Source organism: Streptomyces longispororuber (assembly GCF_024448165.1).
In the GTDB taxonomy this organism is placed as follows: Bacteria; Actinomycetota; Actinomycetes; order Streptomycetales; family Streptomycetaceae; genus Streptomyces; species Streptomyces longispororuber_A.
The window spans coordinates 1-15487 of sequence record NZ_JAMOLN010000121.1 but is presented as its reverse complement, the minus strand read 5'-3'; the positions used below and the strand labels follow the sequence as shown (position 1 = coordinate 15487).

15 protein-coding genes and 2 pseudogenes are annotated in these 15487 nt (G+C 73.9%); 9 read left to right on the top strand and 8 right to left on the bottom strand.

All coding sequences use genetic code 11. From position 1 onward, the window contains the following. The first annotated feature begins 158 nt into the window (after window positions 1-158). Both M4J07_RS29270 and M4J07_RS29265 read left to right on the top strand, forming a co-directional pair. Window positions 159-1781 carry a GH25 family lysozyme gene (locus M4J07_RS29270; RefSeq protein WP_255976472.1) on the top strand — a complete coding sequence of 541 codons (1623 nt, stop codon included), beginning with the start codon at window positions 159-161 and terminating at the stop codon, window positions 1779-1781. 136 nt (window positions 1782-1917) lie between these two features. Further along, the gene (locus M4J07_RS29265; protein WP_255976470.1) at window positions 1918-2595 is read left to right on the top strand and encodes a TIGR00266 family protein; all 678 of its coding nucleotides are present in this window, start codon (window positions 1918-1920) and stop codon (window positions 2593-2595) included. Between the two features lie 9 nt (window positions 2596-2604). On the opposite strand, the gene M4J07_RS29260 is transcribed toward M4J07_RS29265, so the two are convergent. Together M4J07_RS29260 and M4J07_RS29255 are read right to left on the bottom strand one after the other, a co-directional pair. Beyond that, window positions 2605-2892, bottom strand: a complete 288-nt coding sequence (locus M4J07_RS29260) for a YkvA family protein (protein WP_255976468.1) — start codon at window positions 2890-2892, stop codon at window positions 2605-2607. Window positions 2893-2929: 37 nt separating this feature from the next. Next, window positions 2930-3724: an SDR family NAD(P)-dependent oxidoreductase gene (locus M4J07_RS29255; RefSeq protein WP_255976466.1), complete on the bottom strand. Its 795-nt coding sequence runs from the start codon at window positions 3722-3724 to the stop codon at window positions 2930-2932. Between the two features lie 129 nt (window positions 3725-3853). On the opposite strand from M4J07_RS29255, the gene M4J07_RS29250 reads away from it, so the two are divergent. Together M4J07_RS29250 and M4J07_RS29245 are read left to right on the top strand one after the other, a co-directional pair. Next, complete coding sequence (locus M4J07_RS29250; RefSeq protein WP_255976505.1) at window positions 3854-4639, top strand: SDR family NAD(P)-dependent oxidoreductase; 786 nt, start codon at window positions 3854-3856, stop codon at window positions 4637-4639. Between the two features lie 89 nt (window positions 4640-4728). Then, window positions 4729-4899: a hypothetical protein gene (locus M4J07_RS29245; RefSeq protein ID WP_255976464.1), complete on the top strand. Its 171-nt coding sequence runs from the start codon at window positions 4729-4731 to the stop codon at window positions 4897-4899. 9 nt (window positions 4900-4908) lie between these two features. Here M4J07_RS29245 and M4J07_RS29240 read toward each other — a convergent pair whose 3' ends face one another. Continuing rightward, the gene (locus tag M4J07_RS29240; protein WP_255976462.1) at window positions 4909-5424 is read right to left on the bottom strand and encodes a DUF5709 domain-containing protein; all 516 of its coding nucleotides are present in this window, start codon (window positions 5422-5424) and stop codon (window positions 4909-4911) included. 169 nt (window positions 5425-5593) lie between these two features. Here M4J07_RS29240 and M4J07_RS29235 point away from each other — a divergent pair, with 169 nt between their 5' ends. Further along, the gene (locus M4J07_RS29235) at window positions 5594-6214 is read left to right on the top strand and encodes a TetR/AcrR family transcriptional regulator (protein ID WP_255976461.1); all 621 of its coding nucleotides are present in this window, start codon (window positions 5594-5596) and stop codon (window positions 6212-6214) included. 12 nt (window positions 6215-6226) lie between these two features. Here the strand turns inward: M4J07_RS29235 and M4J07_RS29230 are convergent, their stop codons facing one another. Further along, window positions 6227-6613 (bottom strand): hypothetical protein, encoded by a 387-nt coding sequence (locus M4J07_RS29230; RefSeq protein ID WP_374215101.1) that lies wholly within the window; start codon window positions 6611-6613, stop codon window positions 6227-6229. Between the two features lie 147 nt (window positions 6614-6760). Between M4J07_RS29230 and M4J07_RS29225 the strand changes: the two genes are divergently transcribed. Together M4J07_RS29225 and M4J07_RS29220 are read left to right on the top strand one after the other, a co-directional pair. Further along, entirely contained in the window at window positions 6761-8101 is a 1341-nt protein-coding gene (locus M4J07_RS29225) for an SLC13 family permease (RefSeq protein WP_255976459.1), read from the top strand. Window positions 8102-8299: 198 nt separating this feature from the next. Continuing rightward, window positions 8300-8599: pseudogene (locus tag M4J07_RS29220) on the top strand (hypothetical protein); the annotation flags it as partial. Window positions 8600-8637: 38 nt separating this feature from the next. Here M4J07_RS29220 and M4J07_RS29215 read toward each other — a convergent pair. Then, a complete protein-coding gene (locus tag M4J07_RS29215) occupies window positions 8638-9867 on the bottom strand; it encodes an MFS transporter (protein WP_255976457.1) in 1230 nt (409 codons plus the stop codon). Window positions 9868-9938: 71 nt separating this feature from the next. On the opposite strand from M4J07_RS29215, the gene M4J07_RS29210 reads away from it, so the two are divergent. Continuing rightward, on the top strand, window positions 9939-10709 hold the full coding sequence (locus M4J07_RS29210) for an AraC family transcriptional regulator (protein WP_255976455.1): 771 nt from the start codon (window positions 9939-9941) through the stop codon (window positions 10707-10709). On the opposite strand, the gene M4J07_RS29205 is transcribed toward M4J07_RS29210, so the two are convergent. The 3 genes and pseudogenes from M4J07_RS29205 to M4J07_RS29195 form a co-directional block, all read right to left on the bottom strand. Further along, window positions 10706-13357, bottom strand: coding sequence for an FUSC family protein (locus M4J07_RS29205; protein WP_255976453.1), 2652 nt, complete (start codon window positions 13355-13357; stop codon window positions 10706-10708). The genes M4J07_RS29210 and M4J07_RS29205 overlap by 4 nt on opposite strands. Beyond that, a complete protein-coding gene (locus tag M4J07_RS29200) occupies window positions 13354-13833 on the bottom strand; it encodes a MarR family winged helix-turn-helix transcriptional regulator (protein WP_255976451.1) in 480 nt (159 codons plus the stop codon). Before M4J07_RS29200 ends, M4J07_RS29205 begins: the two co-directional genes overlap by 4 nt. A 47-nt stretch (window positions 13834-13880) precedes the next feature. Next, a pseudogene (locus M4J07_RS29195) lies at window positions 13881-14674 on the bottom strand (helix-turn-helix transcriptional regulator). A gap of 111 nt (window positions 14675-14785) precedes the next feature. Here M4J07_RS29195 and M4J07_RS29190 point away from each other — a divergent pair. Next, on the top strand, window positions 14786-15487 hold a 702-nt coding region (locus tag M4J07_RS29190), incomplete at its 3' end, for an SDR family oxidoreductase (protein WP_255976501.1).

The following is a 15487-nucleotide window of genomic DNA, read 5'->3' as shown; positions in this document are numbered from 1 at the left end:
CGGGGATCCCGGTGGTGGCCGGGGCGACGACGACGGACTGTGCCAGGCGGGGAGTTGTCCTGCCCGCCGGTGCCGCGTCCGCCCTGGTGAGGTCGGGACAACCCCGGGGTTGTCCCGCACGGCGCCGGACGGGGCGGCCGCGCGGAGGGGTGGTGCGGATGTCCGGCACCGGCCCTGAACCCCGTCGCCGAGGGGGCCGCTCCCCCGCCCCGGTGCGGGCCGAGACGCCCCAGGCCGAGGAACTGGCCACGTATCTGCGGTCGTTGGTGCACCGCAGCGGTCTGACGTACGCCCAGCTGTCGGGACCGGTCGGCTACTCGACCTCGCAGCTCGGCGTGTATCTGGGCGGCAAGGTGCCCCGCGAGGACTTCGTGGTGCGGCTGGTGCGGGCGACGTGCCCGCACCCCCGGGACCGCGTCGTCTGCCGGGAGCGTGCCCTCGCGCTCCTGCGGGCGGCGCGGCAACCTGTTCCCGTCGCACCAGGGCCCGGCGACCCGGCCGCGCTGGTGGACGTGTACGAGCGGCTGACCCGGGCGCTGGAGGCGCAGGCGGAGCTGGAGCGCGCCCGCAGCCGGTCGCAGCAGCTCGTCCTGCTCCTGCTGCACCTCGTGAACCACCTCAAGCGCCAGATCGACGAACTGGCCGTGCCGGGCGAGCGGACGACGGCGGACGGCGTCCCGGCGGGCGCGGCGCTGACGCGTGCGGAGCGCCAGCACGCGCATGCCCGCGACGAGCTGTCCCTGGCCCGGGTCCGCCTGGACCGGATCGAGCGGGTCGCCGCCCGGTTGCGCACCCGGATCACGGGCCTGGACCGACAGGTGCGGGCCCTGCACGGCGCCGTGCCGGACCGGGCCCCGGCGCACGACGCGGAAGGACCGGCCCCGGCACTGCCCCGGACCATCGCCCCCGACACCGACGGCATCACGGCGGGGCTGCGCCGGGTTCATGCCGTCAACCAGGAGGAGGACCGGGCCCTCGACCGCCTGGAGCGGACGCTCGCTGCCGACGGCCCCGCACGGCCACGGACGAACCTTCGGCTGCGGGCCGCCCTCGTGCTGCTCGCCGTCGTCGTCACCGGCGGCGCCGCGGTGGCCGGGTACCTGCTCGCCGCCGCGGGGTCCGGTTCCGGCGGCGACGGCCGCGGGGGCAGGGCGTCCGCGGCCGCCTTCCCCGTGCACGGCACCGACGTGTCCTCCTACAGCCGCGACAACGACTGGGAGGCACTCGGTGCGGCCCAGCAGTTCGCCATGATCAAGGCCACCGAAGGCACCCACTTCGTCAGCCCGGCGCTGCGCGACCAGCTCGTCGGCGCCCGCTCGGCGGGGCTGATCACCGGCCTGTACCACTTCTTCCGCACCGACGCGGGCGGCGCCGCGCAGGCCCGCCACTTCCTCCGGCAGGCGAAGGCGGTCGGCTACACGGGGACCGGCCGGGGTGAACTGCCGCCGGTCCTCGACCTGGAGGCGGCCTTCGCGACACCCGAACCGAAGGTGCCGGAGGTGCTCGCCTTCCTGCGGACCGTGCAGGACGCGACGGGTGAGCCTCCGATCGTCTACGTCAGGGACGCCTACGTCCGCGACCAGTTGCACGGCACGACCGCCCTCGCCCCGTACCCGCGCTGGCTGCCCGACTTCGACCCGGAGGGGACCGCGCCGCGCCGGGACGACTGGCTGTTCTGGCAGTACTCGGCCGAGCGGCCGGTGCGGGGCGGCGGTGGGGGCGAGAGCGTGTTCCACGGCAGCCTGGCGGAACTGCGGCGGCGGGCCCATTTCCGCGCCTGACGGCACCGGACCGCTCGCCCGTCCGGTCCGTCCGGTCCGTCCGGTCCGTCCGGTGCGCCCGGAACAGCCGATGGTCGACGGGCTCGCGACTTTCGGCCGAGGCGGCGCACGGCCGGCGCTTCGTAGCCTCGGAGGCATGGAGATCGACGTACGACACAATCCCTCGTTCGCGGTGGCCCGGGTGCACCTGACCGCCGGGGAGACCGTCCGGGCCGAGTCCGGGGCCATGATGGCGACGTCCGGCGGCATCGCCGTGGAGGCGAAGGCCGAGGGCGGGCTGATGAAGGGGCTCAAGCGCAGCGTGATGGGGGGCGAGTCGCTGTTCGTCACCCGGTTCACGGCGGACGCCGACGGCGGCTGGGTGGACCTCGCCGCGCAGCTGCCCGGCGACGTGACGGCCGTCCCGGTCGACGGCGCCGTGAACCTGGCGCGCGGCGCGTGGCTCTGCTCGTCGGACGGCGTCGAGCTGGAGACGAAGTGGGGCGGGTTCAAGAACCTGGCCGGCGGCGAGGGCGGCTTCCTGGTCCGCGCCGAGGGCCGGGGCCAGGTGGTCGCCGCGTGCTACGGGGCCCTGGACGAGGTCGAGTTGAAGCCGGACGAGCGGTTCGTCCTGGACTCGGGCCACCTGGTCGCGTTCGGCGACGACGTCACGTACACGACGCGCAAGGTGACGCGCGGGCTGATGCAGACGCTGAAGTCCGGCGAGGGCCTCGTCTTCGAGTTCACCGGCCCGGGCCGCCTGTGGACCCAGAGCCGCAACCCCGGAGCCCTCGTCACCTGGCTCACCGCGAAGCTCCCCTTCAGCCGGGGCTAGCGGCCCGGGCTAGGGCTTGTCGGGCTCGATCCCTTCGCGCCGCGCCGCCGCGTGCAGCACCTTCAGGGCGACCAGGAGCAGCCCGATGTCGTCCAGGTAGACGGGGTCGGGCAGCAGGTCGACCGGCGAGATCGTGTAGAGCACGGCGACCCAGAACAGGGCCTTGCTGCGCAGCGGGATGCCCGCGTCGAGCAGCAGTCTGCGCGCCTTGACCACGCGCACCAGGAGCACCCCGGTCACCACCAGCATGGCGAGCGCGGCCAGGGCTGCGAGCGTCAGCCAGGTGCGATTGTCCATGCCGTCCGTTGTACCCCCGGTCCGCCCGTGGCACCGCTCACGGCAGGATCGAATCCACGTATCCGCCATCGACGCGCAGTGCGCCCCCGGTCGTCGCCGACGCCTGGTCCGACCCGAGGTAGACCACCATGTTGGCGATCTCCTCGGGTTCGATGAGGCGTTGCAGCAGGGACTGCGGGCGGTACTCGCGCATGAAGGCGCGCTGTGCCTCGTCCCACGGCAGGTCCCGGTCGACGAGTTCGTACACGAAGTCCTCGACGCCGCCGGTGTGCGTGGGGCCCGCCAGGACCGAGTTCACGGTGACGCCGGTGCCCGCGGCGCGCTTGGCGAATCCGCGGCTGACGGACAGCAGGGCCGTCTTCGACATGCCGTAGTGGATCATCTCGGCCGGTACGACGATCGCCGAGTCGCTGGCGATGAACTGCACGCGTCCCCAGCCGCGTTCCATCATGCCGGGCAGGTACCTGCGGGTCAGCCGGACCCCGGCGAGGACGTTGACCTCGAAGTAGCGCCGCCACTCGGCGTCGCTGATCTCCAGGGGTTCGGCGGAGCCGAAGACGCCGAGGTTGTTGACGAGGAGGTCGACCTCGGGGAGGGCCTCGCCGGCCTGCCGCGCACCGTCCTCGGTGGCGACGTCCGCGACGACCGGGACGAGGTCGGCGCCGGGCGTCTCGGCGGTCAGGCGCGCGATGCTCCGTTCCACCCGCTCCGCGGAGCGTCCGTTCACGCCGACCCGTGCTCCCGCCCGGGCGAGGCCGGTGACGATCGCCGCCCCGATGCCCTGGGTGGATCCGGTGACGAGTGCCGTGCGGCCCTTCAGATCGATCAGCATGGACAACCTCTTCGGTCGTGGCGGGGCGTCGCACTTTCTGGACTTGCCGGTCCATTTTGTCGGTGCGACCTTTGCCTCCACGGTCTCCCACGAACGACGGAGCAGCACATGGACAGCACGGGCACGCACATGCACACGCGTACGGACACCGACATCGACGCGCACACGGACACGCGTACGGGAACCCCTCTCGCGGGCCGCACGGCCCTGGTCACCGGGTCGACGGACGGCATCGGCGCCGCCATCGCCCGGACCCTCGCCGCACGCGGGGCGATGGTGATCGTCAGCGGGCGCAGCGCGGAGCGCGGCCGGGACGTCGTCGACGCCATCGCGGCGGCGGGCGGCCGGGCCCGGTTCGTCCGCGCCGACCTCGCGGACGGCGCCGGCGTCCGGGCGCTCGCCGAGGCGGCGGGCCCGGTGGACATCCTGGTCAACAACGCGGCGATGCTGATCACGCCGAGCCCCACCGCCGACGTCGCGGAGGAGCTCATCGACGGCGCGCTGGCGGTGAACGTGAAGGCGGCCTTCCTGCTGACCGGCCTCGTCGCGCCGGGGATGGCGGCGCGGGGCGGCGGCGCCATCGTGAACCTGGGCTCGGTCAACGGTCTGCGCGGCGCCGCACACTCCGCCCTGTACAGCGCGACGAAGGCGACCGTGCACTCGCTCACGGCGTCCTGGGCGGCCGAGTACGGTCCGCGGGGCGTCCGCGTCAACACCGTGGCGCCGGGGCCGACGGTGACGGACAAGACGGTGCTGCTGATGGATCACATCCAGCCCGTCCTGGACCGGACGCCCGCGGGCCGGGCGGGCCGGGCCGAGGAGGTCGCCGCCGCCGTGGCCTTCCTCGCCGGTGACGACGCGACCCACATCCACGGCGCCACGCTCACCGTCGACGGCGGGCTGACCGCGGTCTGATCCGTCCCCGGGTGCGCCCGGCCGCCCGCCACGCGACGATGGGCCCGGAACTCCCGGACGCGCCGGAGTCGGAATACGGAGGACGTGTCGTGCTCATCTACGTCGCGATGGCTCTGGGCGGGCTCAGTGTGGTCTGCATAGGCGTCACGGCGCGCCGGATGGCGACGGACGACGTCGCGCTCGGCCCGCCGGTGATCGCTCTGGTCACGGCCTTCGTCGCGGTCGCTCTGATGCTGACGGCCACCGCGATGGGGCACTGACGCCGCCCGTCACCCCGTGAAGCCGGGGTCCTCCTCGTCCACCACGTGCACGGCGGCCTCCTCGGCCGACGCCGCGCCCCCGTCGAGGCCGACGTCCTCGGCGAGCATGTCCTTCTCGGCGTCCTCGTGGGCGCCCTCGTCCGGGGCCAGCAGCCGGCCCGCCCGCCGGGCCCCCACCTCGTCGTCGAGGGGTTCGCCGTCGCCGTCGCGCCAGTCGCCGATGCCGTCGTCCCCGTCGCCGTCGTCGGACTCCAGGGCCTCCAGTTCCTCGAGGACGGAGTCGGGGCGTTCCTCCGACAGCCGCTCGTCGAGGGTCTCCCCCGCCATCCGCTCCGCCGCCGTGACGCCCGTGTGCTCGACGCCCAGCGGGCGCTCCGGCGGCGACCACCCCTCGTCGTAGGGGTCGACGCCCCGGTCGTTGAGGGTGTCCTCGACGTCGAGGATGCCCTCGTCCTCATGTGCGTCCGGGTCGCCGGGCTGGTAGACCTCGTCACCCATGGCCGCCTCGTCACTCCGTTCGGTCATTCGGTGTCACCTCGACTCACTGCCGCGCCCGTCACGTATCCAGCCTGCGCCCACTCACACGTCCCGGCCCCCCGGCCGGAGAATTTTCCGTGTGGCACCTTCTCTACCGACCAGTGTGCGAAGAATGATCGGTTTACGCAGCGCCAGGCGTCCACGGAGAGGACCTCACATGTCACCAGCCGGACCGGCCGGGCCCAGGCTCACCGCCAAGGGGGCGCAGACGCGGCGCCGCATCATCGACGGGGCCGCCGCCGAGATCCGGGAGCGGGGCGCGGCCGGGACCACGCTGGACGACGTCCGGGCCCGTACGTCGACGAGCAAGAGCCAGATCTTCCACTACTTCCCCGGCGGCAAGGAGGAGCTGATCCTGGCCGTCGCCGCCGCCGAGGCCGACCAGGTCCTGGCGGACCAGCAGCCGCACCTGGGCCGGCTCGACGGATGGGCGGACTGGCAGAAGTGGCGGGACGTCGTGGTGCGGCGCTACGAACAGCAGGGCGTCCACTGCCCGCTGGGCGTCCTGATCACCGAACTGGGCCGTGCCACGCCCGCTGCCCAGGAGCTCACCGCCCGGCTGCTCGACCGCTGGCAGGCGGCCCTGCGGACCGGCGTCGAGACCATGCAGCGGCGCGGCGAGATCGACCCGGCACTGGACGCGGACCGCACCGCGGCGGCGCTGATCGCCGCCGTGCAGGGCGGCGTGGTCATCCTCATGTCGACCGGCCGGATCTCCCACCTGGAGGCCGCGCTGGACACCACCCTGGCGCTGCTGCGCGACTCGGCGCGGGTCTGACCGGCGGGCCGGTCAGCCGACGTGGGGCACGACGACGATCTGCACGTCGTCCTCGTAGACCACGCGGCCCGGGTCCACGGACCTGACCTGGCGCACGGCGACGCCGTGCGCCTCGAGGATCTCCAGGTAACCGTCGAGCCGCTCGAAGAGATGCGTGGCGGTGGGCTTGAACCAGGCGGCGGCGCCGGGGTTGACCGCCGGGTCGTACACGGTGGCGTCGACCGTGGACGGATCGGTGTACGCGGCGTCGTACCAGGCGTTGTTCACCCGCCGGAACTCCTCCTGCTCCGCGGTGAGCGCACCGGCCCGGCCCAGGTTGTTGACGAGTCCGAACACCCCCTTGAAACGGCCGTGTTCATCGGGCGCAAGCGACTGGAAACGCACGTACTCGATCATCATCGGGCGATCCTCCCATGCTGCGCCCGTGGCGCGAGATGCCCGTGTGCAAGTCATTGACAGGGTGACCGGACCCGGGGAAATTGGCCGGGCCACTCCCAATTGGCTGAGCCACTCGGCCAATTGACCCGTTCCCTCCTGGAGTCGCCCGTGTCCGCAGAGCTGTTGTCGATCCTCGTTCTCGCGGTGATCTTCGTGATCGCCACCACCCGCTCCGTCAACATGGGCGCCCTGGCGTTCGCCGCGGCCTTCGCCGTCGGCGGGCTCGCCGCCGATCTCGACGCCGACGCCGTGTTCGCCGGATTCCCCGGGGACCTGTTCGTGGTCCTCGCCGGGGTCACGTACCTGTTCGCCATCGCCCGCGCCAACGGCACGACCGAGTGGCTGGTGCACGCCTCGGTCCGGCTGGTGGGCGGCCGGGTCGGACTCATCCCGTGGGTGATGTTCGCCGTCACGGCCGCGCTCACCGCGATCGGCGCGGTCAGCCCCGGCGCGGTCGCCATCGTGGCACCGCTCGCGCTCGGGTTCGCCGCCCAGTACGGGATCAGTCCGCTCCTGATGGGCATCATGGTGGTGCACGGCGCCCAGGCCGGCGGCTTCTCGCCGACGAGCGTGTACGGCTCCACGGTGAACAGCATCGTCGACCGCGAACACCTGCCGGGCAACGAGGGCATGCTCTTCCTGGCGAGCCTCGTCGTGAACACCGTCATCGCGGGCATCGTCTACGCGGTCCTGATGCGCCGCGGCCGCGTTCCGGCCCGGGCCGCACAGCCCGTGGCGGCGACCGTCGGCGGCGGCTCCGCCGATGCGCCCGAGGAAGCGGAGGGACCGGCGGAACCGGCGGCAGCGGGCTCCGGCGTCCCGGCTCCCGGCCCCGCCCCGCGCCTCGACGTGCCGATCGCCGCGACGCTCACCGGCCTGGTCGCCCTGGTCGCCGGTGCCCTCCTGTTCGACCTCGACGTGGGCCTGACGGCGATCACGATCGCGGTGGTGCTGAGCATCGTCTGGCCCGCCACCAGCAGGACGGCCGTCGCGGAGATCTCCTGGTCCACGGTGTTCCTGATCTGCGGCGTCCTCACCTACGTCGGCGTCCTCGACGAGATGGGCACCATCAAGTGGGCGGGCGAGGCCGTGAGCGACATCGGCGTCCCGCTGCTGGCCGCGCTGCTCCTGTGCTACATCGGCGCGATCGTCTCGGCGTTCGCCTCGTCCGTCGGCATCATGGGCGCGCTCATCCCGCTCGCCGTGCCGTTCCTCGCGGCGGGCGAGGTCGGCGCGGTGGGCATGGTGGCGGCGCTGGCGGTCTCCGCGACGGTGGTCGACGTGAGCCCGTTCTCCACGAACGGCGCGCTGGTCCTGGCGAACGCGGAGCACGCGCAGGACGCGGACCGGGAGCGCTTCTTCCGCCAGTTGATGGTCTACGGGGCGGGGGTGGTGGTCGTGGCACCCGCCCTGGTGTGGCTGGCGTTCGTGGTCCCCGGGCTCGGCTGAGCGCCCGGCGGATCCCGGGCGCGCGGACGCGCGGGCGCGAGCATGCGCGCCCGCGCCCGGCCTGTCCTGTCGAGCCCGCCGCTTCGGGGACAGGGTCGTACCCCATGGGGTGGGCCTGCCCCGGAATCCCTTTCTTGATCTTGCCGGGGTGGGAGGGCTTCTCCTGTCCGCCCGTCCCCTCCGGAACGAGGTCGTCGCATGCGCCGCACCGGATTCCTGTCCCCCCTGCTCGCCCTGGCCGCCGCCCCGCTGCTCGCGTTCGCGCCCGCCGCCGGGCCGGATCCCGGCCTGTCCGTGACCGCCCCGGCCGCGGGATCCGTCCACCAGGCCGGTGGCACGGTGTTCGTGACCTGGCAGAACTCCACCGGCCAGGAGGTCGACATGTGGCTCGTGCGGGGCGGGAGGGCCCGTGTGGTCCAGCTCGCCGCCAAGCTCGGCGACGCCCCGTCGGGCGAGACGGCGACCGTGCTGCCGCCCCTCCCGGAGGGCGGGGGCTATGCCATCGAACTGGCCACCCGCGACGGCTCCGTGCGCGGCTACAGTCCGTCGTTCGGCGTGGGACCCGAGGCCCGGCTGCCCGGCGCTCCCCCGGCCGCACGCCCCGGCAGCACGCCGACGACGAGTCCGGCCGCCGCGGCACCCGCTCCCGTGACCGCGATGGCGGTCCAGCCGCCCGCACCCCAGGCCGCCGCGCCGATCGCCGACCCGAGCGCGATCCCGGCGAACCGCAAGGTGAAGTAGAGCGTGTTCAGCCGGCTGTGCACGGCGGGGTCGAGCGTGAACAGGACGGTCTGGCACACGACTTGACCGCCCCACACGCCGACGTCGAGGACGACGACCCCGACGACGAGCGCGGTCAGCGAGCTGCCGCCGGGCAGCATCACCAGCCAGCCCAGGACGACCAGGGCCGCGAGGGCGGCGGTCGCGCCGCGCCGGCCCATGCGCCGCACGGCCCGCCCCGCGTACGGCGAGGCGAGCGCGCTGACCGCGGCGACCAGCCCGAAGAGTCCGACCGCCGTCGCCCCCATCCCGTACGTATCCGTCAGCAGGAACGTCAGAGCGGTCCAGAAGGCGCCGAACGCGATTCCGACGAGAGCCCCGGAGAGCACGGTCCTGGCCACCAGTGGATGCCGGGCCAGCCGGGGCAGCGAGGCGAGCGCCGTACCGTACGAGCCGCGGGCGGCCGAGGGGGCCAAGGGCAGCGTGCGGGCCAGTACCGCCACGAGCACCAGGGTGAGCAGGGCGGATCCGGCGTAGACGCAGCGCCACCCGGCGAGGTCGGCGAGGCTCCCGGCGTAGGCGCGGGAGGCAAGGACGCCGACGAGCAGGCCGCCCTGGACGACGCCGACGGTCCGGCCGCCGTCCCCCGCGGAGAGGGCCACGGCGAGCGGCGTGACGAGCTGGGGCACCGGCGAGCAGACGCCGACGGCGAGGCTCGCCACGGTCAGCCACCCGGCGGTCGGCGCTACGGCGCAGGCCACGAGCGCCACCGCGCAGGCCGTGCCCAGGCCGAGGATCAGCCGCCGCCGGTCGTGACTGTCGCCGGCCGGGACGATCAGCAGAATGCCCGCCGCGTATCCCAGCTGGGTGGCGGTGGGCACGGCGCCGAGGACGTCCGGCCGGGTGCCGAGGGACGCGGCGACCGGGCCGAGCAGCGGCTGGCACAGATACACGTTGGCGGCGGTCACCGCGCAGGTGACGGCGAGGAGCAGGGTGGGGGTGCGGGTGGTTCGGGGCCCCCGCGGGGCGAGGTGGGTCGCGTTCACATGAGGCGACGGTAGGTCGCCGCCCGGTGGCATACTTTCGCGGTCGAGCCAACATCTGTCGAGAGTGCGCCATGTACGGCAAGAGCGAGGACCGGGACGACTACCAGGACGTGCCGAGGCCGCTGGCCGCGATGGCCCGCGATCTGCCCGACGGTCACCACATCCCGCCCCACCGCCATCGGCGGGCCCAGCTGATCTACGGCACCACCGGCGCCATCACGGTCGCCACGGACCACGGTGTCTGGGTGGCCCCAGCCACCCGCGGCGTCTGGCTCCCGCCGGGGCTCACGCACGCCATGACCTGCGCCGGAGCCGTCGCCATGCGCACGCTCTACATCGCCCGTGACGCGTCGGCGCGGCTGCCCGGGGTGCCGACGGTGGTGTCCGTGTCACCACTGCTGCGCGAACTCATCGACGAGGCGACGCGGCTGCCCGTCCACTACGACCTCGACGGCCGCGACGGCGTCCTGATGGACCTGCTGCTGCACGAGCTCGTCCCGCGACCGGTTCCCGCGCTGCACCTGCCGGTCCCGGCCGACGCCGACCTCGCGGACCTGTGCGCGGCGATCCGGCGGGACCCGCAGGAGCGCTGGACGACCGGGCGTGCGGCCGCGCACGCCCACCTCAGCACCCGCAGTCTGCAGCGCCGGTTCGCCGCCGCGACCGGTCTGAGCCTGGCCCACTGGGTGCAGCAGGCCAGGCTGCTGCACGCGGTGACGCTGCTCGCTCGCGGCACCCCGGTCACCGCGGTGGCGGGCGCCGTCGGCTACGCCACCCCGAGCGCGTTCACGGCGATGTTCCACCGCGCCCTGGGCACGCCGCCGACGGCGTACTTCGGCTAGCGCGCCTCGTCCCTCAGCAGGACGTCGTGCCGCACCGTGCCCGACGGCCGCTCGACGGCGACGAGTTCGGCGCGCGGCGCGTGCCGGGAGGCGGAGACCACCAGGGTGTGGGTGCCTGCGGGCAGCCCCTCCAGCAGGTAGCTGCCGTGTGTGACAGGTGACTTGGCGAGGCGCTTGCCCCGGGCGCTGATCAGGGTGACCCAGGCGGGGCAGCCCGTGGGGTGTGCGGCGCACTCCACCGAGCCGGTCACGCGCGCCGTTCCCGGGAACGCCGGGCGGGGCGGCCGGTGGTGCGGTTCGTCCCAGGCCGCGATCAGGGCGCGGGTCCTGCGCTGCATCGGCGAGGCCGGGGGCGGTGCGGTGCGGCCGGGCGCGGCGACCGGGAGGCCGGACTGCTCGGCGTAGGCGGCGAGGGCCTCGTCGAGGGCGTCGAGTTCGCGCAGCGCGGTCCGCAGCCGGCGGGCGCGCTCCCCCTCGGGGGCGGGGGCCAGTTCCGCCTCCAGCTCACGGATCAGCGGGCCGGTCCGTCGCCAGGCGCCCTCCGGTTCCCCGGTGGCGAAGAACCGGTCGAGTTCCTTGAGGGACGCGACGAGCGTCTGGGTGACGAGGCGGGCGCGGTCGGCGAGGCGCGGGGCGAGGTCGACGTCGATGTCGGCGGCCGCGGCGAGCGCGCGGGCGTGTCCGGTGGCCGTCGCCAGGAGGGCCACCCGGTGCTCGGCTGCCGGGCCCCGGACGCCGACGGGCATCCGTACCAACGGGCGGGCGACGCTGCGCACTTGGAGGAGTGCGGCGTCCACGGCGCGGGCCGCGCCGCGCAGCCGCACCGGGGTCTCCGGCCCGGCCCAGCGCTCCTCGACCTGCTGGACGACCTGGGCGAGCGCGACGACGTAGCCGCGCTCGGCCTCCTTGACGACGGTGCGGCGGGACAGCGGGAAGATCAGCGCGGCGCAGGCGGTGGCGACGAGTATGCCGATGCCGTTGTCCAGGAGCCGCTCGCCGAGGAGGTGGTCCATGGCGCTGTCGGGCGTGGTCAGGGCGTACAGCTGGACGAGGGCGACGACGAGGCCGGTCACCCAGCAGGCGTAGGCGCGCTGCATGCCCCAGGCGCCGAAGGAGAGTCCGAGGACGATGACGGTGAGGGTCGCGTACACGTGGTCGCGGCCGGTCAGGTGCAGGACGACGAGGCCGAGGACCGCGCCGACGGCGGTGCCGACCATGCGGTGGCCGAACTTGCGCAACCGTTCGTGGGTGGTGTTGGTGCCGAACAGCGTGATCATGACGCCGACCAGGCCCCAGTAGAAGCGGTGCGGGTCGATGGCGTCGGCGACGGGGCAGACGATCGCGGCGGCCACCGCGGCGTGCGCGGGGACGCGGACGAAGGGGATGACGCGGCGCCAGCCGGTCTCCGTGTCGGCGGCGAGCACCCGGCGGGTGGGGCCGGCCGAGCCGGGCAGCCGGTTGTTCTCAAGGGCGACGGTCGGCAGGAAGGGAACGCCGGCCGGGTCGGCGGCGGCGCGCCGGCCGAGGGTCAGCCAGCTGTACAGGGCGTCGGCCAGGGAGTCCAGGAGGTGTCCGACGCGGCGGGCGAGGACGGCCGCCTCGACGTCGTCGGCGGGTGCGGCCGGGTCGCGCAGGATCGCCCCGGCGCGTTCCTGGACGTGCCGGGCGGCGGGGTGCAGGCCGTCGGCGCGGCCGAGCGGGGTGTCGCGGGCGAGCACCAGGCCGACGGCGAGTGCCTCGCGGAGTTCTTCGGGGACGGGGCGGCGGGTGAGGTCCTGGACGGCCTGGCCGATGCCGCGCAGGGCGAGTTCGGCGTCGAAGAGGTGCCGGTGGAGGAGTTCGGCGGCGGCCGGGTCGGCGGCGACCTCGGGCTGGGCGAGGCGCCCGTCGATGGTCACCGTGGTGGTGTTGAGGCGGCGCAGGGAGCGGCTCATGCGGCGCACGGCGCGGTCGCGGTCCGTGTCCGGGTCGAGCGCGTCGACGGCGGCGTCGGCCACCCGTCGCGCCTCGACGACGAAGGCGCGCTGGGTGCGCAGCAGGTCCTCGCGCGGCATGGGGTGGCAGAGCAGCAGCCGGGTGGCGAGGACCGCGGCGGCGGAGACGAGGGCGACGGCGAACGCCTTGCCGACGAGCGCGGCCGGGATGCCCGCGAGCATGCCGACCATCAGGCCGTTGAACAGCATCATGCCGGTGATCAGGGCCATCGGCCCGAACCTGGCGAGGAGGAAGGTGAGGGCGAGCGCCGCGATCATCAGGACCATCTGGGGCACCCGCCGCCCGTTCAGCGACGCGCACAGCCACAGCACGGCGGTGTACGGGAACGGCATCCACAGGATGGCGCGGGCGAGCCGGTCCCAGGTGTTCTCGGCGACGGCGAACGCGCTCATCAGGCCCATCATCCCGGCGACCATCATGCCGATCATGGGTGGGAGGTCCAGTGCGCCCGCCATCCAGTAGCCCACGGCGAGCGAGGTCACCATGGCGACCAACGAGCGCCATCCGGCCTGGAGTTGACCGAGTCCGGGGTCGGCCGCGAGCACCCGGTCCCACCATCTGCGCGGTCCGGCGACCCGGTGCGGCGCGAGGTCCGTGCCGGGTGCGGTGCCGCTCGTGGCTGATGTGTCCGGCAGTGTGCCCGGGGTGGTCAACTGGCCTCCGATTCGATGGCGTTCACAAGGGTGGCGATCGCATCCCGCGCGGTGGAGACCGCGCGCTCCGAGTCCTCGATGCCGCCGTCGAGCGCGTCGAGCAGGGACGTGGCCATCAACTGCCGTCCGCGTTCGAGCAGTTCGCGCCCGGCGGGGGTGAGGGACGTGTGGACGGCGCGCCGGTCGTCGGCGCAGCGCTGCCGCTCGACGAGTCCGGCCTCCGCCAGTTTCTGCAGGAGGACGGTGACCCGGGGCTGCGCCATCCCGGTGCGGGCGGCGAGCGCGGTGACCCGGCTCGGTCCCGCCTCCAGTGCGTCGAGCAGTGCGACCTGGCTGCGGGTGAGTCCGAACTCCCCTGCCCTGAAAAGGGCTTGGGTCAGGTGCCCGATCCCTCGCAGCAGTCCGCGGGCGGCGCTTTCGATGCGGCGGGCCTCGGAGACGTCGGCGGGTGCCACGGACACCGAGGATAGATGCATACGGAAAGTATATGCATGCCGTATACACACTCCTGCCGGCGGGGCCGCTACGAACCGTCCTGCTCGGCGTAGATCACCAAGGTCTGCTCGGGCCGTCCTGCCGTGTGGAACGCCGTGTACGCGTACGTGACCACGCCCCGCCCGCGCACCCGCAGCCGCTTGTGCCCGCCTCGGCGCGCCTCCACCTCGAACCGCGGCCACCACGCCCGCACCTCGGCGCAGCCGTCCTTCAGCTCCTCGACGAGCCGCCCGTAGCAAGGGTCCCCCGGATGCCCGCCGGCCAGGGTCCGCACCCGTGCGAGCAGCCCGCGGGCCTCCGGCTCCCAGTCCACCAGGACCTCGCGCGCCTCGGGCGTCAGGAAGGTCCACCGGACGAAGTTGGGCGGCCGTCCCCCGTCGGTGACGAGGCCGGGGAAGACGTCCTCGGTGGCCGGGTTGTGGCTCAGCACGTCGTACGTGCCGTCGATGAGGTACGCGGGGTGCGGCTGCAGCAGGTGCGGGACGGCGGCCACCTCCGGAGCGAGCGCCTCGGCCGCCGCGGCCTCGCCCGCCGGAGCGCGTCCGGCGAGCCGGAAGAGGTGGTCGCACTCGTGCGGCCCGAGCCGCAGGGCGGTCGCGAGCGCCTGGAGCACCTGGTCCGACGGGCGGATGTCGCGGCCCTGTTCGAGGTACGTGTACCAGGTCGCGCTCATCCCCGCGAGCAGCGCCAGCTCCTCCCGCCGCAGGCCGACGTGCGGCGGCGCCCCGTCGGCGGGAGCCCCGCCTCGCGCGGCGTGATCCGCTCCCGTCGGCTGCGCAGGAAGGCCCCGAGCTCCTGACGTCTCTCCTGCGCGTCCGGCATGGTGACTACCACCTTTGATTCCAGAATAAGTCGGCTCTGGATACCAGATTAAGCCGGTCGCACACTCGATCCGTGAGAACAGCGAACCAGCAGGGACTGAGGACGATGGGCATGTCCGGCATCAACGGCAAGGTCGTGGCGATCACCGGTGCGAGCAGCGGGATCGGCGAGGCGATCGCACTCTCGCTCGCCGAGCGCGGTGCGCGCCTCGTGCTGGGGGCGCGGCGCACGGACCGGCTCGAAGCGCTGGCCGCGCGGATCGAGAAGGCGGGTGGCGAGGCCGTGCCGCTGCGCACGGACGTGACGCGGCCCGACGACATGAAGGCCCTCGTCGGGCTCGCGGTCGACCGGTTCGGCCGGCTCGACGTGCTGGTCGGGAACGCGGGCGTGGCCACCGTCTCGCCCCTCGACGCGCTGCACACCGACCGGTGGGACGAGATGGTCGACGTCAACATCAAGGGCGTGCTGCACGGGATCGGCGCGGCGCTCCCGGTCTTCCGGGCGCAGGGGTACGGGCACTTCGTGACGACCGCGTCCACGGCGGCGTACCGCGTGGTGCCGTCGATGGCCGTCTACGCGGGGACGAAGTTCGCGGTGCGGGCCATCTGTGAGGGACTGCGCCAGGAGGCCGGCCCCCAGGTGCGGGTGACCACGGTCCTGCCCGGGGTGACGGCGACGGACTTCGCCGTCCCGTCACCGCAGGAAGAGGTCCCTGCCGCGCTCGTGGCACTGCGGGACATCGCGATCCCGCCGGCCGCGATCGCACGGGCCGTCGCCTTCGCGATCGAGCAGCCCTCCGACGTCGACGTCAAC

Excerpts from the sequence above, each read along its gene's own strand:
- M4J07_RS29270 (WP_255976472.1), top strand. The coding sequence starts at position 159 with ATGTCCGGCACCGGCCCTGAACCCCGTCGCCGAGGGGGCCGCTCCCCC.
- M4J07_RS29265 (WP_255976470.1), top strand. The coding sequence starts at position 1,918 with ATGGAGATCGACGTACGACACAATCCCTCGTTCGCGGTGGCCCGGGTG.
- M4J07_RS29260 (WP_255976468.1), bottom strand. The coding sequence starts at position 2,892 with ATGGACAATCGCACCTGGCTGACGCTCGCAGCCCTGGCCGCGCTCGCC.
- M4J07_RS29255 (WP_255976466.1), bottom strand. The coding sequence starts at position 3,724 with ATGCTGATCGATCTGAAGGGCCGCACGGCACTCGTCACCGGATCCACC.
- M4J07_RS29250 (WP_255976505.1), top strand. The coding sequence starts at position 3,854 with ATGCACACGCGTACGGACACCGACATCGACGCGCACACGGACACGCGT.
- M4J07_RS29240 (WP_255976462.1), bottom strand. The coding sequence starts at position 5,424 with ATGACCGAACGGAGTGACGAGGCGGCCATGGGTGACGAGGTCTACCAG.
- M4J07_RS29235 (WP_255976461.1), top strand. The coding sequence starts at position 5,594 with ATGTCACCAGCCGGACCGGCCGGGCCCAGGCTCACCGCCAAGGGGGCG.
- M4J07_RS29230 (WP_374215101.1), bottom strand. The coding sequence starts at position 6,613 with ATGATGATCGAGTACGTGCGTTTCCAGTCGCTTGCGCCCGATGAACAC.
- M4J07_RS29210 (WP_255976455.1), top strand. The coding sequence starts at position 9,939 with ATGTACGGCAAGAGCGAGGACCGGGACGACTACCAGGACGTGCCGAGG.
- M4J07_RS29200 (WP_255976451.1), bottom strand. The coding sequence starts at position 13,833 with ATGCATCTATCCTCGGTGTCCGTGGCACCCGCCGACGTCTCCGAGGCC.